This window comes from Enterococcus sp. AZ141 (genome assembly GCF_051714385.1).
GTDB lineage: Bacteria > Bacillota > Bacilli > Lactobacillales > Enterococcaceae > Enterococcus_D > Enterococcus_D entomosocium.
In genome coordinates, this window is sequence record NZ_JBIORT010000001.1 from 1,788,507 (window position 1) to 1,815,442 (window position 26,936).

24 protein-coding genes are annotated in these 26,936 nt (G+C 41.8%); 23 read left to right on the forward strand and 1 reads right to left on the reverse strand.

Translation table 11 applies throughout. From position 1 onward, the window contains the following. The first annotated feature begins 10 nt into the window (after positions 1-10). The 6 genes from IGI89_RS08350 (at position 11) to rbsK (ending at position 5,861) form a co-directional block, all read left to right on the forward strand. Positions 11-820, forward strand: a complete 810-nt coding sequence (locus tag IGI89_RS08350; protein WP_086316532.1) for an alpha/beta hydrolase — start codon at positions 11-13, stop codon at positions 818-820. A 150-nt stretch (positions 821-970) separates the two neighbouring features. Next, positions 971-1,984 (forward strand): LacI family DNA-binding transcriptional regulator, encoded by a 1,014-nt coding sequence (locus tag IGI89_RS08355; protein WP_008380606.1) that lies wholly within the window; start codon positions 971-973, stop codon positions 1,982-1,984. A gap of 140 nt (positions 1,985-2,124) precedes the next feature. Further along, a complete protein-coding gene (gene rihC, locus IGI89_RS08360) occupies positions 2,125-3,045 on the forward strand; it encodes a ribonucleoside hydrolase RihC (protein WP_081117921.1) in 921 nt (306 codons plus the stop codon). A gap of 12 nt (positions 3,046-3,057) precedes the next feature. After that, positions 3,058-4,428, forward strand: a complete 1,371-nt coding sequence (dcuC, locus tag IGI89_RS08365; RefSeq protein WP_005234077.1) for a C4-dicarboxylate transporter DcuC — start codon at positions 3,058-3,060, stop codon at positions 4,426-4,428. Between the two features lie 4 nt (positions 4,429-4,432). Continuing rightward, the gene (locus IGI89_RS08370) at positions 4,433-4,927 is read left to right on the forward strand and encodes a GNAT family N-acetyltransferase (protein ID WP_086297989.1); all 495 of its coding nucleotides are present in this window, start codon (positions 4,433-4,435) and stop codon (positions 4,925-4,927) included. A 4-nt stretch (positions 4,928-4,931) separates the two neighbouring features. Further along, positions 4,932-5,861 (forward strand): ribokinase, encoded by a 930-nt coding sequence (rbsK, locus tag IGI89_RS08375; RefSeq protein WP_086297986.1) that lies wholly within the window; start codon positions 4,932-4,934, stop codon positions 5,859-5,861. A gap of 91 nt (positions 5,862-5,952) precedes the next feature. On the opposite strand, the gene IGI89_RS08380 is transcribed toward rbsK, so the two are convergent. Then, the gene (locus IGI89_RS08380) at positions 5,953-7,167 is read right to left on the reverse strand and encodes an amidohydrolase family protein (RefSeq protein WP_086297984.1); all 1,215 of its coding nucleotides are present in this window, start codon (positions 7,165-7,167) and stop codon (positions 5,953-5,955) included. A gap of 230 nt (positions 7,168-7,397) precedes the next feature. Between IGI89_RS08380 and IGI89_RS08385 the strand changes: the two genes are divergently transcribed. The 17 genes from IGI89_RS08385 (at position 7,398) to IGI89_RS08465 (ending at position 26,922) form a co-directional block, all read left to right on the forward strand. Continuing rightward, on the forward strand, positions 7,398-7,811 hold the full coding sequence (locus tag IGI89_RS08385; protein ID WP_005234081.1) for an RDD family protein: 414 nt from the start codon (positions 7,398-7,400) through the stop codon (positions 7,809-7,811). Continuing rightward, positions 7,789-8,082, forward strand: coding sequence for a hypothetical protein (locus IGI89_RS08390; RefSeq protein ID WP_005234082.1), 294 nt, complete (start codon positions 7,789-7,791; stop codon positions 8,080-8,082). Before IGI89_RS08385 ends, IGI89_RS08390 begins: the two co-directional genes overlap by 23 nt. 50 nt (positions 8,083-8,132) lie before the next feature. Beyond that, positions 8,133-10,460, forward strand: a complete 2,328-nt coding sequence (locus IGI89_RS08395) for a glycoside hydrolase family 65 protein (RefSeq protein ID WP_086297981.1) — start codon at positions 8,133-8,135, stop codon at positions 10,458-10,460. A gap of 11 nt (positions 10,461-10,471) precedes the next feature. Then, positions 10,472-11,749 carry a sugar ABC transporter substrate-binding protein gene (locus IGI89_RS08400; protein ID WP_005234084.1) on the forward strand — a complete coding sequence of 426 codons (1,278 nt, stop codon included), beginning with the start codon at positions 10,472-10,474 and terminating at the stop codon, positions 11,747-11,749. 62 nt (positions 11,750-11,811) lie between these two features. Further along, positions 11,812-12,720: a carbohydrate ABC transporter permease gene (locus tag IGI89_RS08405; protein ID WP_430601172.1), complete on the forward strand. Its 909-nt coding sequence runs from the start codon at positions 11,812-11,814 to the stop codon at positions 12,718-12,720. A 5-nt stretch (positions 12,721-12,725) separates the two neighbouring features. Continuing rightward, positions 12,726-13,562: a carbohydrate ABC transporter permease gene (locus tag IGI89_RS08410; protein ID WP_016612747.1), complete on the forward strand. Its 837-nt coding sequence runs from the start codon at positions 12,726-12,728 to the stop codon at positions 13,560-13,562. Beyond that, positions 13,549-15,675 carry a glycoside hydrolase family 65 protein gene (locus IGI89_RS08415; RefSeq protein ID WP_101699315.1) on the forward strand — a complete coding sequence of 709 codons (2,127 nt, stop codon included), beginning with the start codon at positions 13,549-13,551 and terminating at the stop codon, positions 15,673-15,675. Before IGI89_RS08410 ends, IGI89_RS08415 begins: the two co-directional genes overlap by 14 nt. A gap of 3 nt (positions 15,676-15,678) precedes the next feature. Then, positions 15,679-16,704 (forward strand): LacI family DNA-binding transcriptional regulator, encoded by a 1,026-nt coding sequence (locus IGI89_RS08420; RefSeq protein WP_005234088.1) that lies wholly within the window; start codon positions 15,679-15,681, stop codon positions 16,702-16,704. A 244-nt stretch (positions 16,705-16,948) separates the two neighbouring features. Beyond that, positions 16,949-18,829 (forward strand): BglG family transcription antiterminator, encoded by a 1,881-nt coding sequence (locus IGI89_RS08425; RefSeq protein ID WP_086297971.1) that lies wholly within the window; start codon positions 16,949-16,951, stop codon positions 18,827-18,829. A 3-nt stretch (positions 18,830-18,832) separates the two neighbouring features. Further along, positions 18,833-19,618, forward strand: a complete 786-nt coding sequence (locus IGI89_RS08430; protein ID WP_438735528.1) for a tyrosine-protein phosphatase — start codon at positions 18,833-18,835, stop codon at positions 19,616-19,618. A 15-nt stretch (positions 19,619-19,633) separates the two neighbouring features. Further along, positions 19,634-20,899: a PTS sugar transporter subunit IIC gene (locus IGI89_RS08435; RefSeq protein WP_034872121.1), complete on the forward strand. Its 1,266-nt coding sequence runs from the start codon at positions 19,634-19,636 to the stop codon at positions 20,897-20,899. 28 nt (positions 20,900-20,927) lie between these two features. After that, positions 20,928-21,227 (forward strand): PTS sugar transporter subunit IIB, encoded by a 300-nt coding sequence (locus IGI89_RS08440; protein ID WP_034872120.1) that lies wholly within the window; start codon positions 20,928-20,930, stop codon positions 21,225-21,227. A 1-nt stretch (position 21,228) separates the two neighbouring features. Beyond that, complete coding sequence (locus IGI89_RS08445; RefSeq protein WP_005234093.1) at positions 21,229-21,570, forward strand: PTS lactose/cellobiose transporter subunit IIA; 342 nt, start codon at positions 21,229-21,231, stop codon at positions 21,568-21,570. A 156-nt stretch (positions 21,571-21,726) separates the two neighbouring features. Beyond that, positions 21,727-23,067: a hypothetical protein gene (locus IGI89_RS08450; RefSeq protein ID WP_086297968.1), complete on the forward strand. Its 1,341-nt coding sequence runs from the start codon at positions 21,727-21,729 to the stop codon at positions 23,065-23,067. A gap of 220 nt (positions 23,068-23,287) precedes the next feature. Then, on the forward strand, positions 23,288-24,652 hold the full coding sequence (guaD, locus tag IGI89_RS08455) for a guanine deaminase (RefSeq protein WP_086297965.1): 1,365 nt from the start codon (positions 23,288-23,290) through the stop codon (positions 24,650-24,652). Between the two features lie 40 nt (positions 24,653-24,692). Beyond that, on the forward strand, positions 24,693-25,976 hold the full coding sequence (locus tag IGI89_RS08460) for a uracil-xanthine permease family protein (protein ID WP_086317423.1): 1,284 nt from the start codon (positions 24,693-24,695) through the stop codon (positions 25,974-25,976). 328 nt (positions 25,977-26,304) lie between these two features. Further along, positions 26,305-26,922, forward strand: a complete 618-nt coding sequence (locus IGI89_RS08465; RefSeq protein ID WP_034878363.1) for a LysM peptidoglycan-binding domain-containing protein — start codon at positions 26,305-26,307, stop codon at positions 26,920-26,922. Positions 26,923-26,936 lie beyond the last annotated feature (14 nt).

Here is a 26,936-nt window from a genome sequence, read left to right on the forward strand (position 1 = left end):
GGCGCAATCCGTGATACATGAAAAAAGAACCGCACTTTTACCAGAAAGCCAAGCCAGTTTAACCACGTATGTCATGGAAAATTCTCCTGAAATGGAACCAGATCGTGTTCGACCAGCGGTCATCATCTGTCCTGGCGGCGGCTATGAAATGTTGTCTGATCGCGAAGCGGAACCCATCGCCATCAAAATGATGAGCTTTGGTTTCCAAGCCTTTGTGTTGCATTATAGTATCAAACCGGCTGTCTATCCGTTAGCCTTAAAGGAATTGGCGGCTGCCGTTCGTCTTGTGCGCACCAATCATGAGGTCTGGCACGTCGATCCTGAAAAAATCATTGTTGCCGGTTTTTCAGCTGGTGGTCACTTAGCTGCTAATCTGGGTGTGTCTTGGCAGCAACCTTTTCTAGCAGAGGCTTTACAAGGAGCCAATGAAGAATGGCGACCTAACGGGTTACTGTTGAGTTATCCGGTCTTATCTAGTGGTGAACTTGGGCACCAAGATTCCTTCCGTTCATTATTAGCAGATCGCTATGAAACAGAAAAAGCGGCTTTGTCTTTAGAGACTTTAGTCAATGAACAGACACCGCCGACGTTTCTTTGGCATACGTTAGAAGATGGATTAGTCTTGGCGGAAAACAGCCTCCTTTTTGCCGAACAGCTGCGCAAATTTAATATACCTTATGAGCTGCACATTTTCCCTCGCGGTGGTCATGGACTAAGTTTAGGAACACCGGAAACCGCCAACGGCAATCAACACGGGATCGAAGCATCGGTTGTCCGTTGGCCAGAATTGTTTGCTGATTGGGTGAAGTGGAACATCTAAGAGGAATGCAAAAAACAGTATAATCTTTAATCAATCATCTTTGTCGAATTCTCAAATCCGTTTTTTCAGCAGTATAAAAAGGATTTACTGAAAACATAAGATTGAGTGCTTGGTTCATTTACAAAATTAGGAAAGCGAAAGGGGTATTCAGTGAAAGTCAGATTAAAAGACATTGCAAAAGAAGTAGGTGTATCGATCGCAGCCGTTTCTCAAGTGTTAAATGACAAACCGATTCGGATCACAGAAGAAAAAAAACAGCAAATCAAGCGCTTGGCGGCAGAAAATAATTATACGCCGAATGCTGCGGCTAAAAGCCTGGTTTTGAAAAAAACCAATACGATCGGACTGATCATCCCAGATATCAACAATCCTTTTTTTGCCAACTTGGCCAAGGTCTTAGAAGATTTGCTGCGAAAACAGGGGTATCTGCTGATTTTGGTCAACTCAGATGATAAAGTTGACGTTGAGAAGGAATTGATTCAGCTCCTGATTGACCGCAACGTTGATGCGTTGATCATCGCCCTTTCAACCGAATCCTACGCGGATGAGGTACAAACCAAAGAACGATTGAAGAATCTTTCGGTTCCAATCGTTTTGGTTGATAGAGGAATAGATAACTTTGAGGTCGATCAAGTCTTTTATAATAATCGGCATGGGGGATATATTGCTACCAGTGAGCTAATAAAAAAAGGACACAAAAAGATCGGCACGATGATGAACCCTGATAAAAATATCAATTGTGTGTATCGATACCAAGGCTATTTAGATGCGCTGAAGGAATTCAATCTCCAACGAAAAGACAGTTGGCATGTGGTAACAAAGTTCCAATTTGAAGACGCCTATGAAAAAGCAGACATTCTCTTAAAAAACCGAGATGTAACCGGCATTGTTGCTGGCAACGACTTGATTGCATTGGGAATTATGAAGCGTGCCAAAGAACTAGGAATCAAGGTTCCAGAGGATGTTTCGATCGTAGGATACGACAATCTTGTTTTGAATGATCTTTTAGAAGTATCTCTAACGTCTGTGGAACAAGATGTAAATGATTTAGGTGAAAAAACGGTTCTTGCCTTGATGAATGCAATCAGCGGACAGAAGCCACGTTACGTCCAATTGACACCTAGATTGATAAAAAAGAACAGTGTGACTGAAAGAGTTTCCTAGCGAAACTCTTTTTTTACTATTGACAGCGCTTTAAAACGATGTTATTCTTTGTGTGAACATTAGATAAAACGCTTTATCAGATGTTCACTTTTTTTAGAAAAATGATAAAACGTTTTATCAAAGGTGAGAGGAGAATACGTATGTCAAAAAAAGAAGTCATTATTGATACGGATCCGGGGATCGATGATGCAGTTGCGTTGGGAATTGCTCTATTTAGTGAAGTCTTGGAGGTCAAGTTGATCACGACAGTGGCCGGAAATGTCGGTATTGAACATGTCACCAATAATTTACTGAAACTGCTTTCCTTTTGGAATTTGTCGATTCCAGCAGCACAAGGTGCATCTCAGCCACTAACGCGAGCAGTCAAAGATGCCAGCGATGTTCATGGGGTCACAGGAATGGCCGGCTATTCATTTCCAGAACCAGATCGTTCATTGCTGCTGGAAACTTCAGCTGTGGAAGCGATGTATCAAACGATCAAAAAGAATAAAGAAAAAATCACAATTGTCGCATTAGGTCCTCTAACGAATATTGCTCTTTTGCTTAAGATTTATCCAGAAGTCAAAGAAAAAATCGATGAGATCGTTTTAATGGGCGGAGCCTTAGGTAGAGGAAACTTTGGTGTATTGTCAGAGTTCAATATTGCGATTGACCCCGAGGCTGCAACGATTGTTTTTGAGAGCGGCTTACCACTTTCTGTAGCACCATTAGATGTGGGCGCCAAAGCGCTTGTTTACCCAGAAGACAGCGCAAAAATCAAAGAAATGAATCAAACCGGAGATATGATGGTTCAATTATTCAAAAAATATCGTGGTGGCAGTTTTGGCACGGGGCTGAAAATGTATGACAGTTGCGCGATCGCTTATCTTTTGTGTCCAGAGATGTTCACTGTTCAAGAGACTTTTGTTGCGATCGAAACACAAGGAGCCTACACAGCAGGTGCGACAATTGTCGATCTCAACAATCGTCTGAAGCAGAAAAACAATTGCCGTGTTTGTGTCGATATCGATGAAGCGCTCTTTAAAGAATGGTTTTTACAGGCAATCAGCAAGTGTAAATAGGAGGGGAAAGAAATGATAGAAGCGATTTTAGTACTCGTTGTTTTGGGGATCGTCGGATATTTTATTATTAAGAGTTATAATCCAGCATTGATTTTGATTATTGGGGCACTTGTCTTGCTTTGTGCATCCGTTGCTTTAGGAAATCCGCTTTACCCAGAAGGCGAAGGGACTGGCTTGGCCTTATTCGATATTTTTTTAAAGCTTAAAGATACGATCATCTCTCAAGTAAGTTCTGCTGGTCTAGTGATCATGATCTTATTCGGATATTCAGGTTATATGAATCTCATTGGTGCCAATCAAAAAGCTGTCAATATCCTGGTTCAGCCAATGACCAAAATCAAGTCTAAGGCATTATTTATTCCGATCGTTTTCTTATTAGGGAATTTGATGTCGTTAGTCGTCCCAAGTGCATCTAGTTTGGCAATAATTTTGATGGCAATCCTTTATCCACTGCTTCAAGGGATTGGTATCTCTTCCTTAACAGCAGCCGGTGTTATCGCAATGACTGCCACGATCATGCCGACGCCATTAGGTGCGGATAATGTGATTGCGGCTCAGACATTGAATTACAACATCTTAACTTATGTTCTGTACCATGCGAAAATTTCCATCCCAACATTGCTGATCATGGCCATTGTTCATTACTTTTGGCAAACGTATTGTGATAAAAAAGAAGGCAAAGATGCCTTTGTAGAACTAAAAGAAATTGAAAGTAAGTCAGAAGAAACGGCTGTTCCTGGATTTTATGCAATTTTACCACTCCTTCCTTTGGTGTTGATCATTATCGTTGGTATAATCGGTATATTCAAAGAAGGTGTAACAATGGATATTTTCGTCCTAACGATGATTTCCTTTTTTGTCGCATTACTGATTGAATGTTTGAGAAAGAAATCTTTCAAAATCGCGCAAGAAAGTGCAGTGGAACTATTCAAAGGAATGGGACAAGGGTTTAGTCAAGTAGTCATGTTGGTTGTGGGTGGATCATTATTTACCACAGCTATCCAAAGCTTAGGAGTGATTGATTCACTAATGAGTGCGGTAGAAAATTCTCAATCTGCTGGCGTGTTAACGGCATTGATATTCAGCGGCGCAACCGCATTGTTCGGTATTTTGAGTGGCGGAGGATTGGCGATGTTTTACGCTGTGATTGAACTGATTCCCGATATTGCCGCTAAAGCGGGAATTGACGGGATTTTGATCGCCTTGCCAATGCAGATGATCGCCAATCTTGGCAGAACGATCTCACCAGTTGCCGCTGTAATTATGATTGTGTCTTCTTCAATCGACGTCAGCCCTGTTCGGTTACTGAAACGAACCAGCGTTCCAACGATCGTTGGGATTATAGCAGTGGTCATTTTGTCGTTGGTATTGCTCCCTTACTAGAGTCATGAATGAACTACAAAGGGCGTCACGGCAAGAATTAGCAGAGATTTTTCAACTGTTCATCGAAGCAAAGCAGCAGATGAATAGAAGGAAAATCTACCAGTGGACTGATACTTATCCCTCCCTAGAAATCTTAGCGAAGGATATCGAGAAAAAGGAACTGTTGGTGTTGAAGGATGAAAATAAAAACATTGTAAGTGTCGGTGTTTTGTCAGTTGACTCATTGTCAAATTGTAGCAAAGAATATCATGGGATAAGAACGATTCAGCGACTCGTTGCGAGACCATCTCAAGCGGGGCAAGGCTTTGGCCGCCAGTGGATCAGAAGCTGTTTGGAACAACAGTGTGATGAAGGGGAAACACTTCTTTCAATCACAAATCATACCAATCTGCCCATGCAGCGATTATTTGTAAAAACAGGGTTTTTAAAGGTTGGTGAAACGACCATTGAGGGTCGGGAAGCCTTTGGTCCTTTTTATATATTCAAGAGAAATAGGTGATTTTTTGAGTAAGATAACGATTTTAGGTAGTGTGAACATGGATATCGTGATCACGACAACACGAATGCCGAGGATCGGCGAAACGATCATTGGGGAGCAAATTGATTATTTTGTCGGGGGCAAAGGAGCAAATCAAGCAGTGGCAGCTTCTCGTTACGGTGCATCAACAAAATTTTTAGGGAAAATCGGGGAAGATACTTTTGGGGAAAAGGTTCTTCAGCACCTCAGCAGAGAAGCTCTCGATTTATCGGCTGTTTCCCGTGAAAAAAATATGTTCACAGGAATTGCGAGTATTTTTAAATTAGCAGAGGATAATTGTATCACTGTCGTCCCCGGTGCGAATGGACTGATCGATGAAGCCTACGTTCAGCAAACAATCAGTGAACTTTCACAAGGGGATATCTTACTTACTCAACTGGAAATTCCTGTGGAAACAATCAAACAAGCATTGATTCTTGCCAAGAAAAAAGGAGTTCTAACGATTTTGAATCCTGCTCCTTACAATGAAATCGTACCGGAACTCCTGCCGTATATTGATATTTTGACACCAAATGAAACGGAATTTGCCGCTTTGATCGGTAAAGAGGCCATTTTGGAAGACGAAATTGAGCAGGTCATTGCTGATTGGCAAAAAAAATATGCCACGCGAATCGTTGTCACACGAGGAAGCAAAGGGGTAACATTTGTAGAAAAGTCACAAGTTGTGACGATTCCATCGAACAAAGTTTCAGTTGTAGACACTACCGGTGCGGGGGATACCTTTAATGGCATCTTGGCAGCAGCTTTAGGGGAAGAAGCCGATTTTTATGAAGCCGTTTCTATGGCGAATAATGGAGCTAGTCTGTCCGTTCAAAAGCTGGGGGCTCAAACAGGAATGCCACTAAAAAGTGAAATAGAAGAGTTTATGAAGCAGCAGGTTGATTCATTTACCTGAAAGACTATGTACAATTAGCAAACGACTATTCCTGAAAAAAGGCATCTGCGCCTCTAAAAAGAAGCGCAGATGCCTTTTATATAGGTAAGATTTATGCGGTGAAAACAACTGTTCCGTGATAAAAGCTTTTGCTGACGAAGCCTTTACGGGCAACGAATTCTGCCGTACAAGTAGCTGGTGTCAGTAAGAAATCAGCCGAATCACCAACCTTAGGCCATTGCTGCGCACCGTTTTTATCCAATGGGACTTTGCCATCCGTGACTAAACCTAATGCTTGCGTCAAGTCTTCCTGACTTTTGACGGCAAAAATCTCTAAATAGCGGGCCAGTTTTTCTTGTAAAGAACCATCTCCTAGAGAAGACCAAGAATCATAGACGTTGTCGCAACCAATATGAACAGCAACGCCATAGCTTTGCAATTCCTTAAGCGGTGGAATCGTGCCAGGGCTGATGGGAATACTTGAAATGATGTGGATCTCTAAATCTGCTAAGGCTTGAAAGACTTCTTTGCGTTCTGTGCCTTCAAAGTCATTTAGACCAAAGGCGTGACTGATCGCCACATTTCCTTGCATATTGAATTCCTTCGTCAAACGAATCATTTCTTTGACGGTCGCTCTGCCAGCTTCTTGCCGATCGTGAAGATGGAGGTCAATCCCGACATGTCCTTTTTGAGCAAGTTCAAAAGTTGTCCGTAAGGAAGCCTGGTAATCTTGATCGAGTGTATAAGGATCAACACCGCCAATAAAAGATGCTTTGCCCGTTGCTAAGGCTTCTTCAATCAAAGAAGCAGCATTTGAGCGCAATAAGCCATGTTGTGGGAATAAGACCAACTCCGAGCCAAAAGGTTGTTCGGCAACTAATTCGGTAATCGCATCAAAATAACGCAGCTGAGTCATTGGTTCAATATCAATATGTGAGCGGAACATCACCGCACCATGAGGCAGTTCTAAATCGATCAGCGCTTGTCCGCGTTCTTTGATCGATAACGGCAAGGCATCTAATTGGGGAATCTCAGTTTCAAATCGTTCCACCAAGCTAGCTGCCGGCGTTACTGGACGCCAAGGAGTACCTAATTTACTTTTGTCCAAATGACAATGTTTTTCGATCAATCCTGGCAACAATAACTGATTTCCCCCATCAATGATCGTCGCTTCGCTTGATGCCTGCCATTCGGTCATCGGCACGATCTCCGCTATTTTTCCATCATTGATCCCGATTGCTGTATTTTCTGTTTTGGTTCCATAAGACCAATCGCCTTCTTTTAAATAACTCGTCTCAAGTTGTACATTTGTAAGCCATAAATCCAAGAAATCGCCTTCTTTCGTATTTGCTTCATGGTATCACAAGTAAAGCTGGTTCCCAACCAAATCGCTTGCAAAAAAACAGACAATCTAAAACGTTTTAGTATTCACGCGATTTTCCATTAGGAAATCGGAAAAAATAAACATTATTTTTTTATGAAAACGCTTGAATAGAGAAAAGATGTCTGGTAATATGTGGATGTAACGAAAAGGTTTTCGAAAAGAGGGGGACAAATATGCTGTTACTAAGATTGCTAGCATTTTTGATTGATTGCATGATCATTTTTTTACCAAGTACCATGCTTAGCTATCTCCTAATGGTACCTGCTGGAGTAACGATTGTCTTGCCACAACTTCTCTTTGTGGTCTACAACATGATTTGTTTGAGTAGTTTTGAGGGGAAAACGATTGGCAAACATTTTGCGAAACTCGTTGTTTTTACGAATCAACGTAATTTATTAACTGTAGGAATGAGGGAAGTAGCAAAATTGCTCTACTTTTTACCAATGATCGGTTGGTTGTTTTTCACTGGTTCTTTCTTCCTCTATCTAGGTACGAAAAAAACGTTACACGACATTTTAGGACAAAGTGTAGTGGGGTTCAATAAGAAACAGGGGAATGATCAGTATGAACGAAACCTCCTTCGATGAGTTGTTAACAGGGAATCCTTTATTGGAGATCAATACACAAGCGCTACTTTTGTTAGTTATTTTTGCTTGGGCTAGTGCTAGTCTTATTGCTTGGAAGTGGCGAAACGAATACCAAGCCGCAAAAATAATTAGAGATTATGCTTACTATGCGCCACTCCACTTGATCGTAGGATGGGTGTTTCTTAACGCAGCAATTGTCCTAGTAATTGGTAGTTATTTCATGGGCTTGATTGTACTTTTGTTTCGGTCCAATAACTATTTTTATAAATAAAAAATTTTTGAAAGAAACTAAAACGTTTTCTGAAGAAATAGGAGGAAAAAATGGAGACAGCGATGCAGTATTTAAAAGAAGACCCTTGGAAAATTACGGAAAAGACCTTTGATACAAAATGGTTAGGCAAAGCAGAAGCCATCATGTGTTTGGGTAACGGGTATCTGGGGATGCGCTCTGTGACAGAAGAGAAATATGTTGGCGAAACGCGTAATCTTTTTGTTGCAGGAACCTTTAATAAATTCGACGAAAATGAAGTGACTGAGCTTCCTAATGTGCCGGATATGATTGGAATGGAGCTCCTTTTTGATGGCGAACGATTAGATTTATCAAAAGGCAAATATTCAAACTATTCACGTGTCTTAAATTTGAGAACTGGGGAACTCACGCGCTCCTTTCAATGGAAACATGGTCAGATTAATGTCGAACTGACCTTTAAGCGATGTGTTTCCTTTGCCCAAAAGCATGTGTTTGCGCAACAAGTGCTGGTCGAAAATTTAGGAAAAGAAGTCACGTTGGAAATTATTTCTGGTATTGACGGACAAAAGACAAATAGCGGCTCACAGCATTTTACTGAAGGTGACAAATCATTAACAGAAAATCGTTTCTTACAAATGATGCCAAAGACCACTCAATCTAAGATCGCCTTTGTTCTTTCGACAGCACATAATCTAGAAAAAACAGAAGATTGCTATGATGGAACCAAGAAGCGGATCGAGATGGGAAGACGGAAAATCTACAATCGTTACTGGCAAACCTTGGCACCTAATGAGACGTTGAAGCTTGAGAAGTTTTCTTCTGTTTATACCACGATCGATAAAGAGCATTTAGGAAAGGCACCACAAGATTTGAAGAAGATTGCCCTTGAAGAGCTGAAAGAGATTCGCAAAAACGGCTATCAGGAATTAGCAAAAGCTTCAGCAGCGGCATGGGACAAAGAAGTCTGGTCCGTCTTTCCAATCAAAATCAAGACAGAGAACACACTAGATCAATTAGCGATTCATTTTGCAAAATATCATCTACATGTGATGACACCAGCCCATGACGAACGCATGAACATAGGTGCCAAAGGCCTATCTGGGGAAGGGTACAAAGGACATACCTTTTGGGATACAGAGATTTTCATGCTGCCATATTTTACCTTCACACACCCAGAAATCGCCAAAAAATTAGTGACTTATCGCTATTTAGGTTTGGCTGGTGCCCATAAAAAAGCTACTGAGAACGGCTATCAAGGCGCCCAATTTCCGTGGGAAGCTGCTTGGCCTGAAGATGGTGAGACTACGCCAGTTTGGGGCGCTGCGGATATCCTTACGGGCTTACCAACGAAAATTTGGTCAGGATTTATTGAACAGCATATTACCAGTGATGTCACCTACGGCATCAAACAATTTATTGATGTAACGAATGATCAACAATTTGCATGGGAAAAAGGTTATGAAGTGATTTTTGATACGGCGATCTTCTGGGCGAGTCGTTTAGAGTGGTCCGAAGAAAACCAGCGTTTTGAAATTTTAGACGTAGTCGGACCAGATGAATATAAGGAGCATGTCGATAACAATGCTTTCACGAATCATACTGCGCACTGGAACATTCAATTAGCCATTTCATTGTATGAAGAGTTGAAAAAGAACCAGCCAGAACAATTTGCGAAACTAGCTGAAAAATTACCATTAAATGAAGCTTATCAAGAATGGCAAGCAAAAGTAGCTGCTATTTATTTACCGCAACCGAATGAAGCGGGAATCATCCCGCAAGATGATACCTATTTGACGAAAAAAGAGATCGATCTCACGAAATATAAAAATGATTCGCAAGTAGGCACACTGTTCCATGAGTATAACTTAGAACAAGTCAACGAGATGCAAGTTTCGAAACAAGCGGATGTTCTTTTGCTCTTGTTCTTATTTGAGAACCTTTTTCCAAAAGAAGAGAAACGGTTGAATTGGGATTACTATGAGCCGAAAACGTTGCATGATTCTTCCTTATCCTTATCGACACATGCCATCCTCGCTGCTGATTTAGGGGAAGTAGCACTTTCTTATGATTTGTTTCAACAAGCAATCAACATTGATATGGGAGAAAATATGCTGTCTTCCAATGAAGGGATTCATGCAGCATCACTCGGCGGTATTTGGCAAATGACGGTCTTCGGCTATGGTGGTATCCGTTGTTTAGACGGCCAGTTAAGAATCGAACCACATTTACCAAAGGCTTGGGAAGCACTTGAATTTGGTATTATGTGGCACCAACAGCCATTAAAGATTGAGGTCACACAGGAAGGTTTTACGGTCACCAACCATGGGGAGCAAGCGATTGAGTTTATCGCTTTTGATAAGGTTTATCTGCTTGAAGAACAAATCAAAATCACTTTTTAGGGGGAAATAAAATGACTGGATGGAAAAAAGTAGTAGGAACAGGGCTTCTATTGTCTGGAGCAGTGGTGCTGGCAGCTTGTGGGGGAAACGAAGACACCAGTAGTTCGACAGATCAGACGGATTTCACGGGGGATTCGTTAACGATCGGTGTTTGGGGTGGCAACGAGGCAGAAGAAAAATCGTTGGATGAGATGATCCAATCTTTTGAAGAAGCAACGGGTGCAACAGTTGAAAAGAAAGTATATACCGATTATAATACCCAAATTCAAGCTGACATGGCTGGTAGAACGGCACCAGATGTCTTTTACGTGGATGCCTATATGTTCCCATGGTTCTCAGAGAATGGCACACTTGCAGAGCTGGATCCGGCTAATTTTGAAAGTGAGCAGTTTTATGATAGCTTGATCGATGCTTTTACGACTTCGGATGGACAACTGCAGGCTGTTCCCAAAGATATGTCAACTTTAGCACTCTATTTCAATACAGCGATTTTTGAAGAAGCGGGTGTGTCGATCGATGAAGTGCCAGACACACTTGAAGCGTATGTTGAGTGGCTGCCGTCGTTCCAAGAAAAAATCAATGAGGCGTATGGTGACGGAAATGTTTTTGCCATGAGCTATAACCAAGATATGGCTCGCAACTATCATCTTGCAACGCGGGAAAATGCTCAACCAATCAATGAAGATGGGACGGCTAATTTGGCTGATCCAGCAGTAGTTGATAATCTTTCGATTTTAAAAGAGTTGGTCGATACGAAAGCAGCTGTTACACCGCAAGATATCGGAACAGGTTGGAACGGCGAAGCTTTTGGTTCTGGAAAAATTGCGATCATGGATGAAGGAAACTGGGTGTATGAGACACTTAAGACAGAATTTCCTGATATTCCTTTTGTTGTAAAAGAAATGCCAACGTATAAAGGAACGGAAGGGTCAATGATGTTTTCTGTCGGTTGGGGAAAATATGTTGGGACCGAAAAAAGTGCCTTGGCAGATAAATGGATTCAACACGCTACTGGTCAAAGCGGTATGCAAGCATGGGTTGAAGGAACCGGGACATTACCTAGTCGTCAAGATGTAGCAGATGCGGCCAAAATCACAGAAAACAGTGACTTGAATGTTCACCTAGAGGCTTGGGATTATGCAACGATTTGGCAAAAGGGCACCACTTTAGATACGATCAACAAAGCCTATCAAAACTTTTTACCAAATGCTTTAAATGGAAACATGACCTTTGAAGAAGCAATGGAAGCTGCTGATGAACAAGCGAACGCAGATATTACAGCAAATTAGTCTGAATTTGAACGAGGGAGAGGAACTCCTCTCTCTTTTCTTTTGGGAAAGGTGACAACATGATGGAACGAAAAAAAACTAACTATACAAAAAGCCAATGGCAAGAAATCCGACAAGCTTGGCTCTTTCTGGCTCCAGCAATCATTGTCGTAGGAATCTTTTTCGTCTTAGCTGTTCTCTTTGCTTTTTATCTATCTTTCAACGACGTCAATTTGTTTACCAATACATTTTCTTTTAAAGGGATAGAAAACTATTTACGTATCTTCACCGATCAAAAAGCGCGAATCGCTCTTAGAAATACGGCCACGTTTGCCTTGGTCGTCGTTCCGTTACAAACGATTTTTGCTTTGATTATCGCGTATATTTTAAGCAGCAAAGGAATCAAGGGGAAGAAACTGTTTCGGATGGTTTATTTTTTGCCAACTTTAACTTCTAGTTCAGCATTGACGATCATCTTTATGTTTATTTTTAATATTTACGGTCCAGTCAATGACTTATTTATGAATTTAGGATTTTACTCAGAACCAATCAATTTTTTACAAGAACCGGCCTATGCGTTGAAAGTGATTATGGTAATGAATATCTGGTCGACCGTGCCTTATTATATGACGATCTATTTGGCTTCTTTAGTTGATCTGCCTCATTCTTTGTACGAAGCAGCAGAGATCGATGGTGCGACAACCGTGGATAAATTACGGTATATCACGATTCCTTATCTACGCCCAATCACTACCTATGTACTGCTGACGGGGATCATTGGTACCTTTCAGATGTTTGACCAGGCGTATATCTTCTCGAACGGATCAGGGGGACCCAACAATTCGACTCTGACCTTGTCACTAATGATTTACCAATACGCCTTTGGACAAATGAACACGATGGGGTATGCGGCAGCATTAGCGATCGTTTTAGCAATTCTTATCTTTATCACGTCACTTTTAGCAGAAAAATTGAACAAAGAAAGAGGGTAACGTCCGTGAGAGGAAAAGAGAAAACAAAAATTTTAAAGATCTTGCTTTATACGATCTTGATTCTTTATGCAGTACTGACCTTTTATCCTTTTGTCTGGGCAATTGCTGCATCTTTCAAACCCTATAGAGAAATTGTTTCTGGGGATATGAGTTTGATCCCCAATGAGTTTACTTTAGACAATTTTCGATATGTCTTGGGGCGCTCTTCTTTGTTTATGCGCTGGTTTCTAAACTCCGTGATTATATCCGTTATTGGAACGACCATCAATATTTTATTAAATACGATGGCAGGTTATGCCTTAGCAAGATTAAATTTTCCGGGGCGTGAACGAATTTACTATGGGTTTTTGGCATTGATGATGGTGCCAGCTCAGGTTTTGTTGATTCCAAATTACTTAATCTTGATGAATCTAGGAATGTTAGATAGTTTTTCAGCATTGATTTTACCAGCTGCGATCAACATCGGGAATATCTTTATGATGCGTCAATTCTTTTTATCTTTTCCAAAAGATGTGGAAGAAGCTGCGGCAATCGATGGTCTCGGCAGATTTCAAACATTCTTTCGTATCGTGATGCCATTAGCAAAACCATCCATCGCAACACAAGCTGTCTTTATTTTTATGGGCTTTTGGAATGAATTCATGAAACCAATGCTCTATTTGACCACGCCAAGTAAATATACTTTGACTCTAGGGTTGCAGACTTTCCAAAGTCGAAATGGTGGTGTACGATGGGATCAGACGATGGCGGCAAGTGTGATCACGATCATTCCCATTGTGATCATTTACTTGCTGTTCAACAAATATTTCTTACAAGGAGTGCGAATGGATGGCGAAAAATGATTCATTTAAAGTAAGAGCACAGGAACTTTCTCATCAAACCCCTGAATACTTAGAAACATTGTTTGCAGTTGGCAATGGTCAAATTGGCGTGCGTGCAGGTCACCCCTTAAAAGTCAATGAGCTTTACGAGGGAAACCCAGGCTCCTTTGTTAATGGTTTTTTTGATAGTGAGACGATCCAATATGGTGAATGGGCATACGGCTATGCCAAAGAGCATCAGACGATCATCAAGCTGCCGAATCTAAGAGGCGTACGTTTACAGATTGGTGACGAGGACTCTAGTGCTTCAGAATGGCAAGTAAAGCCTATACAAATGACTTTGGATTTGGAAAAAGGCGTGTTGGATGAATCCTATAAAGTAGTAACGCCACTAGGTAAAACTTTTGAATTGGTGATGCAGTCGTTTGCCTCTGTGACACGAAGTGAACTTTACGTCTGTCAGTATCAAATTAAGAACACCAATTTCTCAGAGCCAATTTCCATAACACATCCGTTAGAACAAAAAGCAGCAATTGTTCAAACAGATGATCCTCGGGTTGCTAGTAAAGCACATCACTTACGAAAAGCTGATTATCAGGATTATGCGATTTGGACTGCTGAAAATAGTCAACGAAGTATAGCAATTCGAGTGATCAATGGCGAAAAGCAAGTACAAGCAGAGGAAACGCTTACGACGGTTTTCCAAATGAAACTACTTGAAGATAATCAAAATCACGAAACACCTTTTAACCAAGAGTTAGCCGATTTTGAAGTTCTCTTGCAAGAGCAGCAACAAAGTTATCAGCAATTTTGGGCGGCAAGTGATATCCAAATCGAAGGAGATCCAGTTCTTCAAAAAGGCATTCGGTTCAATTTGTTTCATTTGAATCAAGGTGCGGGGCGAGACGGCAGAACAAATTTCGCAGCCAAAGGATTGACTGGCGAGGGATATGAAGGGCATTACTTCTGGGATACGGAAATGTATCTGTTGCCATTTTTTATTTTCACGAACCCTGAAATAGCCAAGGCATTGCTTTCCTATCGCGGGAAGATCTTGCCGCAAGCCAAACAACGGGCGCAGGAGCTAAGCCAAGAGGGTGCTTTGTTTGCTTGGCGAACAATTGATGGAAATGAGACGAGTGCTTATTATCCAGCGGGAACTGCCCAAGTCCATATCAATGCGGATATCGTTTATGCATTCCAATTGTATGAACGAGTGACTGGCGACCAGGCATTCATCGAAACGGTTGGCAGTGAAGTTGTTTTTGAAACGGCGAAATTCTGGTTGAGCTATGGCGATCTAGTAGAAAAAGAGGGCAAACTTGCCTTTTGCATCAATGGAGTGACTGGACCTGATGAGTACAGTGCCCTTGTTAATAATAATTTTTATACGAATAAAATGGTTCAAAATAATCTATATTATGCCATTGAGTTAGCACAGCGGTATGGTAAATACCAAGAAACAATTAGTGCTTGGCAGCAAGCAGCCGACTTAATGTACTTTGGTTACGATGAACAGCGAGGGATTACGAAGCAAGACGATGGATTCTTAGAACAAGCAGTCTGGCCATTTGAGACTACACCTGCTGAAAAGTATCCTCTCCTGCTGCATTATCATCCAATGGTCATCTACAAACATCAAGTCTGTAAGCAAGCCGATACGGTTTTAGCCCAAATGCTCTATACAGGAGACTTCAGTCTTGAGCAATTAAAAAAAGATTATGACTATTACGAACAAGTGACGACGCATGATTCCTCCTTGTCTCGTTCTATTTTTAGCGTGATGGCGAGTCGAATTGGGGATTCTGAAAAAGCCTATCGTTATTTTATGGATACGGCTTTGATGGATTTAACGGATCTCCAAAAAAATGTTGTCGATGGCATTCACGCAGCAAATATGGGGGGAAGTTGGCTGAGCTTGATTTACGGTTTTGCAGGGTTGTATTACGATCAAGGCCTGCGATTAGCGAATCATTTGCCACAGAAAATAAAAGAACTAAAATTTACGCTCTTTTATCAAGGAGAACCTGTTAAAATCAGTTTAAAGGATCGCGATATTGACTGTCAGTTAGCGGAGACAACCCAATTGCTCGCTACGAAGACTGATGGTGGTATTTGGATAAAGGAGAGATAGCAAATGCGAACAACGATTCGCGATGTGGCAAAGGCAGCCGGTGTATCAATAGCGACTGTATCCAAAGTTTTTAACGGGTATAGTGATATCAACCAACAAACCAAGCAAGAAATTTTAAAAATAGCGAAAGAATTAGACTATTCCCCAAACATGGCAGCAAGGACACTGTCTTCGAAGAAACAACAAACCATCGCCTTGATTTTAAATGAGTTGAATTTCAACCGAAAATCAACGATGCCTTTAGAAGTGTTGAATGGGGTCTATCGTTATACGGATCAGTCAGATTTTGAGTTTGTCTTTTATGGGACAAGTACTGAGAAACAAAAGCAAAAGACGTTTAGTCAGTTCTGCAATGAGCACAATATCACTGGTGTAGTGATCCAAGGGTTAAAAACCACCGATCCTTACTACCAGGAAGTACAGCAAACCTCTTTGCCGACAGTTCTGATTGATATGGAAATCGACAATCCTAAGATCGGCTTGGTTTCGATTGACAATGAAAAAGCGGCGCAAGAAGCTGTGGATTTTTTGATTGCCAATAATCATCGACAAATTGGCATGATCAACGGGAGTCGTGATGCCAATGTCAGTGAACTTAGAGAAAAAGGCTACCGCGCTTCTTTGGCAGCGCATGGCTTGTTAGTGAATGAGTCGTATATCCAGTACGCCAACTATGAAGAAGAAATTGCCTATTTGATTTGTAAAAATCTGTTAGAAAACAATCAAGAAATCACTGCACTGTTCTGTGCTAGTGATATTATGGCAATCGGAGCGATACGAGGAATCAAAGACATGGGCTTGCGGGTTCCTGAAGATATTTCGGTCATCGGGTTCGATGATATTATTTTGGCTAGCTACGTAACGCCTGAATTAACAACCGTTGCCCAAGATATGGAACGAATCGGTTATGAAGCAGCTGAATTACTAGCAGACATCATCACCAATCAAGCAGAAACGAGCCATCGAAAAATTAGTCCCCATCAATTAAAAGTGCGACAGTCGGTAGAGAAAATCAGCGAGGTTCGCTAAATAAAAAAGACATGACCTTCATTGAGTGAAGATCATGTCTTTTTTTGTGGAGAAGAAAACTCAAACAAATTGGTCGGTCATATGTGGCAACAACAAAGTGAAAGTCACGACCATTCGTTTTTTTGATAAGAAGCAAAGCACAAGGCAAGCAACTTCTTGTAGAAATTTCCCTTAATGAAAGGGAAGATATACCTATGGAGGTTGCTTGGGTTTGACTCTAAACTAGTAAGCGAGGGAGAGAGAGATGGAAAAATTAAGCCTATTGTTGTTAAGAACACTTTCGGAGCATGACGGTTTTATGACGAGTAAAGCGGCTGCTGCCGAGTTGGGTGTTAGCAGAAAAACCGTTCGCCGTTATGCAGAAGAAATCAACCAGCATCAAGAACGATACGGTTGTATGATTCAAGCGAAAAAAGGGAGTGGGTTGTATTTACAAATAACGAACGAAGAAGCTTTTCAGCGAAGGAAAGAACAAGCGTCCCACAATGACGACTTTGTTTCTAGAATTATTGAATTCTTTATTCAAGAAGAAACGTATATTAAATCCGAAATGCTTTGCGAACGCTTATTCATTTCTCAGAGTAAGCTATCTCAAGAATTGAAAAAGCTGCGACGGATACTAAGCCATTACCAGCTCTCCATTCAAACGAAGCCGTATTACGGAATGAAACTTAGCGGTAGCGAATTTGACTTGAGACGGTTTATGGCTAGTAATTATTTGCAAAGAACCCATATCAAGCAGTTAGAAGAGGGCACAATCAGCGAAGATACACCGTCGCTTCTTCACCAGCAGATAAAAGCGATCGTTTCGACGGAGTTTTCGCAAAAAGCCTACCCCATGTCGGAGGCTATTTTGAACAATCTGGTGAATCATTTAGCGATCGCTGTCTTACGCATGCAAAGCGGCCGCTACTTAGATCGAAACCTACCGATCAGCGGCAGGACCAATGATGAGCAGACATTACTAGGAGAGCGAATCATCGCCAGAATTGAAAAAGAGTGTGCTGTACATTTTACCGAATACGAGCGAAATTATGTTTTAGGGCAAATCGTTGGCAAACGAGTAGTCCCTAGAAATGAAAAGATGACTGTTTCAGATGAAGCAGCAGAATTGGTCAGCAAAATTTTAAAAGCGATCAAGGAAAGCCGCCAAATCGATTTCAGCAAAGACTTGGATCTGCAAACGATGTTGATGTTGCACTTTGCTCCGCTGATCGATCGGATCGAATTGGGGATCGAGCTGAAAAATCCTTTGTTGAATGAGGTGAAGGTACACTGTAATGTCGCTTATGATTTAGCCATCATTGCCGGTCAAGTCATTGCAAAGCAATTTGAAAAGACCATCAGTGATCATGAACTCAGCTATTTGGCGATGCACTTTGATGTGGCTTTAAATAAGAAAAATTCGCAAACACAGCGCAAGTATATTTTAGTGGTCAATGACCTAGGCCGAGCGGCCAATACCTTCCTTAAAGAGAAATTTGAGTTTTATTTTCGCAATTATATCAAGAAAGTCACGGTATGCAATCAATATGAATTTTTGCAAATGATCGAAGAGCAGGAGTTCGATTTTATCTTTTCTTCGATTCCACTTCCTTACGAAGGAACGATTCCTGTTATGAGTGTTGATTATTTTATGCAACCGGATATGATCAAAAAGATCGAAGCCGCATTGGCCGCTGTCTTCACAGAAGAAGTGCTTTTGAACTACTTTAAGGAATCGTTATTCATCTGTGAACAAGAATTTGAAACAAAAGAAGCGGTGTTGCATTTTTTATGCCAACAAATCAAAGAACAGTATTCAATGCCTGAGAATTTTGAAACGTTGGTTTTTGAACGAGAAGCCTTTTTTGGAACCGATTTCTTACCGTCAGTCGCTTTCCCTCATCCCAATGCGCTGATTGGTGCAGAAACGGTGATTGCCGTTGCAAACTTGAAAAAGCCAGTGTTCTGGTACAAACAGACGGTTCGTCTCGTTTTCTTATTAGTGATTGCTGAACAAGATCACTTAAAAGTGAAACCGCTGAATGATCATTTGATCAAACAATGTTCTTCGTTGGATAAAGTAAACAAACTAGCTGCGACAACGGACTTTATGACGTTCATTAATTATTTAAAGGAGTAGTGTATGACAAATGAAAAAGTAACCTTAGAAGGTGCGTATAATTTTCGCGATTTTGGCGGCTATCGGACCAAAGAGGGCAAATACGTAGTGACTGGAAAACTATACCGCTCAGACGAATTGAGCAAATTGACAGAAGCTGATCAGAAAAAATTAGCAGCTCTGGGAATTGAGAAAATTATTGACTACCGCAATGCCCAAGAAAGAGCAGACAATGAAGACAAACCCATTGGGAATGCTCAGATACTTTATTTGACGCCAATTGCTGATATTGCTGCTTTAGCTTCTTCAGAAGAAGGGGAGCCAATGGCGCTTTCTGCAGAAAAAATCACCGCCGAAGTTGCAAAAGAATTGATGATTCGGCAAAATTATGAATTTGTTGAAAACAGTCAATGCAAGACCGTTTTTAAAGAAGTATTGGCCATTCATTTGGAAGCTGAAGGTGCAGTGGTTCAGCACTGTCGTGGTGGCAAAGACCGCACCGGGTATGGGGTTGCCCTGATTCAGTTACTGCTGGGTGTCAGTTATGAAGAGGTCATGGAAGATTACCTGCTGACCAACGAGTACAAAAGGGAGAAAAATACCAAGAGTCTCAAGCAGATACAAGAAGAAACGAACAACCCCGATTTTGTGGCAGCAATGCGATACTTCAAAGAAGCTGATCGGTGTTTTTTACAAACCGCTTTGGATTTGATTGAGGCTCATGGGGGGATTGAAACGTATGTAAAAGAAGAACAGGGTTTTTCACAGCAGAAAATCCAGCTACTTAAAGATAAATACTTGCGGGATTAAGTGAAGGAGGACCTTATGAATACACTGAAAGATAAAATACTAGCTGCAGCCGTTCAAGTACAAAACAATATTTATATGAAAGCCATTGCCAATGCAATGATGGGCTTAATGCCCGTCATGATGATCAGTTCCATTGCCTCCTTGATCAATGCGATCGACATTGGGGCAACGCAACAGATAATGGAACAAATTGGTTTGAAAGCATTATTAACCCAAGTCAACGCGATGACGATCGATGTCGTTTCCGTTTATGTCGCCTTTCTAGTTGGCTATAAATTAGCCGAGCATTTAAATGCGGATCAACTAAATGCCGGTATCATGAGTTTGGTATCATTTTTGATCTTGAGTCCGATTTCGACTTTAGAAGAAACCCGTACGATGGAGTTGTCGACCCTTGGCTCCGGTGGGATGTTTGTCGCCATGTTTGGCGGATTGTTGGGTGCCAGAATTTACATTTTATGTGTACAGAAGAATTTGATGATCAAAATGCCGGATTCGGTACCGCCGATCGTCAACAAATCCTTTGCAGCGATCGTGCCAGCAATTATTGTTTCAGCCATTATGGGCATCATTTACGTGGGTATGGCGGCAACTCCTTACGGCACACTGACAGATATGATCTATACTTGGGTACAAGCTCCATTGACCTTATTAGGAGCGAATATTTTTGCTTGTATGATCATTGTGGCGTTTATCGAATTTCTTTGGTTCTTTGGCATTCACGGAGTGTTGGCTGTTTATCCGATCTTGATGTTGGTCTTTTACCAACCAGGGCTTGATAATCTGGCGGCGTACAGTGCCGGCCAAGCATTACCACATCTGTTTACGATTGGGTTTATTTTGAACAATCGCGGGGCTCGTTCATTTGCAGTCGCTTTACTGGCTATTTTTGGCTGCAAATCAGAGCAACTAAAAGCTGTTGGTAAAATTGGATTGATCCCTTCCATGTTTGGTATTTCTGAGCCAATCAAATTTGGGATTCCTCAGGTGATGAATATCAGAATGCTGCTTCCCTTGATGTTAACACCGGCTGTTTCCGTGTTGTCAGCATATCTCTTAACAATTGTCGGCTTTTTGCCTTACCACAATGGAGTCAATATCCCAACTGGATTTCCGATTATTTTCGGTGGCTTCTTAGTGAATGGCTGGCAAGGGATCATTGCACAATTGATCCAATTTGTCTTATGTATCATCATCTACATCCCTTTTATGCGTCTGCAAGACAAAGCAGCACTAGCTGAAGAAAAGAATCTGCAAACCCAAGCGGCAGTCGTTGAGTAACAAATAACGAGAAAATGGAGGAAAAATGATGAAAAAAATAGTGTTAGTTTGCGCTGGCGGCATGTCTACTGGCGTCTTAGTAAATAATATGAAGAAAGCAGCGCAAGAAAAAGGAGAAGCGGTGGCGATCGATGCGTTCTCCATTGAATCGGTCACGACTGCAGCAAAAGATGCTGATTGCGTACTGTTAGGACCGCAAGTTTCTTACCGATTAAATGAAGTCCAAGGCTTAGTTGCTTGTCCAGCAGCCAGTATCGACATGCGCACCTATGGCATGATGGATGGAAAAAAAGCATTGGAACAAGCACTTGAACTAATAGGAGAGTAGAATGGAAGAAAAAGAACAAATTTGTTTTCAGATTATCTCGCAAGCGGGTATGGCAAGAAGTTGCTTTTTTGAAAGTATTCAAAAAGGAAGAGAAGCCCAGAATCTGGCTGCACTGCAAGCAATCGAAAAAGGAAAAGAACACTATCATGAAGCCCATTTGGCACATCGGAAGTTAGTTCAACAAGAAGCTCAAGGGGACAAAGTTTGGATGTCCTTACTATTAAGTCATGCGGAAGATCTTTTGATGAGCGCAGACATCATGAGTGAGCTTGCAAAAGAGTTTCAAGGGTTGTATGAAGAAATTCAGGCAATTAAGCAAACGATTCAGTCTACTGGCTTCTAGCCGAAAATCGCAATAAGAAAAAGAAACGAAGTGTCAGTCTTTTGACAATACACTTGGTTTCTTTTTGCTTAAATTTGGCACGCAAGTTGACAGGATTGCTTGAAAGTGTAGGATAGAAGAAAGATGGAACTTTAAATCAAGGCAAGGAGTCGGACGATGAAAGTTTTAAAATCCCATACCGCACTTTTGATCATCAGCAATACGATCACGATCATCCCGTATCTTTATTTCTTATCTTTGAGCAAAGAGCAGTCGCTAAGTGCAGCATTAGCCTTTGCGCTCTTTTATACCTTTCGCATGACAGGGGTCTTTTTCTTACAGACGCTTACGGCGCTTTTTGCACCATCATTGTTAGCAGCCAGTGTCTTGATCGGCGGCGCCGGCGCATTGGTAGGTATCTTGAGCACTTGGTGGAGCGCTGCACTCTTGCCAGCTGCTGGTTTGTTGGGGATCAGTGCTTCTTGGTTGCCGCCAGCTGACCTGATGGTACGCCAAAAAGCCAAGCTCACTGAACAGCCGCTGAAAAATGATTGGAAGGAGGCGCTGTTCTTTCTTTTCGTTTTATTGTTTGCCTTACGGTTGCCTGATGACCTTCAAGGCATTGGTCTATTTGGCAGTTATCTTGCACTCTTTATGCTGGCGGCTAAGAGTAGTCAAACCTTCAAAAACCTCCCAAAAAGACCGCTGATGCAGCGCAACCAGTTATTCAATAAGCAATTTTTGTTGTATTTCTTTTTCTTTCTCTTACTGTTTGGCTTGCGAGCCGCCAGGCTGATCAAGTCGAATGCCCTCTTTGAGTGGGCGATCACTGGTTTCTTGTTTCTCTTTGCTTTGCTACTGATCACTTTAACGAAACGCAGTAAGTCGTGGAGACAGCCGCTTCACTTGAACATCCTCACCTTTATTCGGGGAGTGATCGGTAACTTTCTTTTTCTTTTCGGCTCGGTCTATGTTACCGGTCGATTTGGGGCACAAGCGCTAAGCACGCACGTTTACTTACCATATGCACTGGGCCTTTTTGGTGCCATGTTTCTCGGAGGAAAACTCGCTCATCGTTTAGAAAAACAGCTGGTACCAACATATTTACTTGGGCTGATGGCAGGTGTTCTTCTGTTCAGCAGCGACACACTGATTCCAATAAGTTTATTTGTCATTAGCTTCTTTAATGCGGGATTGAATCAATGGCTCACGAAACAGTATTTGGCGGCAAAACCGGAAGCAATTGAACAGCAGAGTTTAGCCAAGTATGCCACACAAAGCAAAGGGAGTCTGGTACATCAATTTCTTTTGATGACACTCCTGTTTGTCATTCTTCGTTTTGAACATCAGCCGTTGGCTTTCTTGTTTCAGCTATCAGGAACGACGGCAACGAATCAGACCTCAAGGATCCAAAGCTTTTTAGAGCCAGCAAAATGGGGCTCGATTGCAGGATTACTGTGTTTGCTAGTAGGTGGATTGGTGGTATTTCGCCGACAATCAAAGAAAACAAAAGAATAAGCGTCTTTAGCAGTCACTATCTTGATTCAAGACAGTGGCTGCTTTTTTTGAAACCGCATAAAAACCGAACGTTCAGCGTTTTATCTTCCTTTATGATAGTGAATTTTATTGCACTATTTTCGAATAGCGTTAAAATAAGAACATCGTGTTAGTGAAAAAGGAACATTAAATGAACGGCTTTTTCCTGACAATGTCTTAGAGAACGGGGGAAATCAAACAAATGGCAACCATTCGCTATTTTAAAGGAGATGTTTTCCATACGCCAACTGATGGAAAACTAGAATATATAGAAGATGCATTGATTCAAGTCGATGATGCAGGGATCATCACGAAAGTCACTGCCAAAACAGATCAAGGGTATGAGGCAGAGCTGGCAAAAGCATCAGAGAATCTTCAGGCTTTATCTGAAGGCCAGTGCTTTTTACCAGGGTTTGTCGATCTGCATGTCCATGCACCGCAATGGCCGCAAGCAGGGATCGCGTTAGATGAACCGTTAAATGTCTGGTTAGATGAATGCACGTTTCCGCTGGAGGCAAAATATGCCGATCCAGCATTTGCCAAAGCTGTCTATCAAGATTTGGTGGCACAGCTATTGGCAAGAGGAACGACAACGGTTCTTTATTTTGCAACGATCCATCTAGAAGCGAGCCTTCAATTGGCGAAGACTTGTGCCGCTCTTGGTCAACGGGGATTAGTCGGAAAAGTCGTTATGGACGATCCCCAAGCCAATCCTGTTTTTTATCGGGATGCGTCAACAGAAGAGGCATTAGCGGATACAGAACGTTTTATTCAAGAAGTACAAGCAATCGCAAAGACCGCACCTCAAGGCGTTTATCCTGTGGTCACTCCGCGATTTGTCCCCAGCTGTACCGATGAAGGCTTGGCAGGCTTAGGCGCATTGGCTCAAAAATATGATGTCCATGTTCAGACCCACTGCAGTGAAGGGCAATGGGAACATGACTTTGTTCAAGAACGATTTGGCAAAACGGATACCGAAGTGCTGCAAGATTTCGGCTTGTTGCGTGACAAAGCAGTGATGGCTCATGGCAATTTCATCAGCCCAGCTGACGGCGCCCGTTTTGTCGAAACCGGCGCCGCAGTTGCGCACTGTCCCATCTCAAATGCCTACTTTGCCAATGGCGTGATCCCAATCAAGCGCTTGAAAGAACAAGGAGTCACGATTGGTTTAGGAACGGATATCTCCGGCGGTTTTTCACCGAGTTTGTATGACAACATCAAACAAGCTGTGATGTCTTCGAGAATGTTAGAAGATGGCGTAGATGTCACGCTTCCCCAAAATACACGAGGAGTAGCAGATTCTCGTATATCCGTGATCGATGCGTTCTCATTAGCGACAAAAGGCGGCGGTGAGGCACTGAAATTACCTGTAGGTGTCATCAAAGAAGGCTATGCGTTTGATGTACAAGTGATCGATACGCGACAAAAAGAAAATCCTTTGCCTGACTTCGGTGTGTTCACCTCACCCGAAGCAAGATTACAAAAAATCCTGTACTTAGCAACGATGCAAAATATTCGCCAAGTCTGGGTCCAAGGAAAAAAAGTACACGAAAAACGAGGAGAATGAGACAGTGGAATCAACGAAAAATAAACATTTAACGATCGGAATGAATGAAGACATTCCCTTTGGTCAAGCAGTACTTTTAGGGTTGCAGCATGTGTTGGCAATGGACGTGTATGTGCCGCCATTTATTATCGCAACGGCGGTGGCGATGTCCTCTTCAGATGCATCAGGTTTGATCCAATCAACCTTTTTAGGAGCAGGGATCGCTTCTTTGATCCAAGTCCTCTTTTTCTTGAAATTACCCGTATGTCAAGGGCCATCCTTTGTCCCCGTTGGAGCGATCATCGGTATTTATTTTGGTGCCAACGGCATGGACACGGTGTTAGGAGCCAGCATCGTAGGTGCCACAGCAGTCATTTTACTAGGTTTTACGGGCATTTATAAGTATATCGTTCGTCATTTTATTCCTACGATCGTCAGTGGAACGATCATTATGATCGTTGGGTTGACATTGCTGCCAACGGCCTTTACCAGCAATATCTATCCTGCCACTGAAACACTAAGTGCCAATCAAAACATGTTGTTGGCTGCGATTACTGCGGCGATTTTGATTTTGTTTTCCATGTTAGGCGATTATTTTCCGGGAATGGGAAAATACTTCCGAATCAGTTCGGTCATTATTGCTTTGGTTATCGGTACCGTGATTGCTTCCTTTATGGGGGGCGTTGATTTTCAGTCGGTGGCGGATGCTTCTTTCTTTAGTCTGCCAAAACTGGTATTTCTAAACTATGGCCTGCACTTTGATGTTTCAGCGATCTTAACGATGCTAGTGATCTATATGGTGCTCCTAGCAGAAACAACAGGTACTTGGTATGCGGTCAGTTCCGTGACAGAAGAACCTGTTACGGATGAACAGATCAATAAAGGCGTGATCGGCGAAGGATTAGGCTGCTTGGTTGCCGCCTTAGTAGGAACGACCCCTGTGACTGGTTATTCTACCAATGCAGGGATCATTTCGATCACCGGGGTTGCTAGTAAAAAAGTCTTTGTGATGGCATCCGTCTGGTTTATCCTATTGTCCTTCATGGGGAAACTTTCAGCCTTGATTCACGCAGTACCTTCTGCTGTCATCGGCGGCGTGTTCGCGGTCGTCTGTGTCATTATTTTGTTGAGCGGCTTTCGGGTCATTAAGAATGAAGAGTTTTCCGAGCGTGAGTTGTATATTATCGGGGTACCATTGATTATTGCCATCGGCTTGTTGTTTATGCCAGCAGAAATCAAAGAATCTGCGCCTCAATTCTTACAATATTTATTAGATTCACCGATTGCTTTAAGCGCTATTGCGGCGATCGTCATGAATAAATTGATCCCAGTGAAGAAAAAATAGGAAGTAAATGGGGAATGAGACCTTGTCTCGTTCCTTCTTTTGTTACAAGTCTGTGTAAAAAGAGGGTTTTTTGTAATATAGGAAAGGTTTTCTAAGGTTAACTGGTTTACCTGAAAACAAAATAACTGTAATGTTAAAAATTACAGCAGAGAAAAGCTTGATATGATAGTCTTTTTCAATTCTTACGAAACGTAAGGCAACTGTCGTTTTCGTAATCATCTGTAATGATTTCTTTACCTATGAAATATTCTTCGGTGTTAGACTTGTTTATGCGCTTGAGTCATCTCAAATGACGCAAAATGAGTTTCAAAGAAGGAGATTTAATTATATGAAGTCTTTAAAAACTGTTTTACTTAGTACAGCTGTCCTTGCCGGTTTCGGCCTTTTCTTAGGTGGGAAAGACGCCTTTGCAGACGAACAATACACTGTTCAATCTGGTGATACATTATCAACAATCGCTACTAACTTTTACGGTTATAGCTCTGATGATACGATCAGTGCGATCGTTGAAGCAAACGAGATTGCTGATAAAAACTTGATTTTTGTTGGGGAAGCATTGATCATCCCTACAGATGGCACTGCCACTTATACAGAATCTGCAAACACGACTGCTGCAGCAAGTGTACAACAACCAAGTGAACCAGCAGCTTCACAATCAAGCAACACACAATCTGCTGCTGCAAGCACACAAAGCAGCTCAAGCTACAGCTCTTCAGCTAGCGGCTCAGAAGCTTCAGCAAAAGAATGGATCGCAAACAAAGAATCTGGTGGTTCTTACACAGCGACAAACGGACAATACTACGGCCGTTACCAATTAACCAACTCTTACTTAAATGGTGACTATTCAGCTGCTAACCAAGAAAAGGTTGCCGATGAATATGTTGCATCACGTTATGGTTCTTGGTCTGCTGCCAAAGCATTCTGGGAAGCAAATGGTTGGTACTAAGATTCTAAAATGAA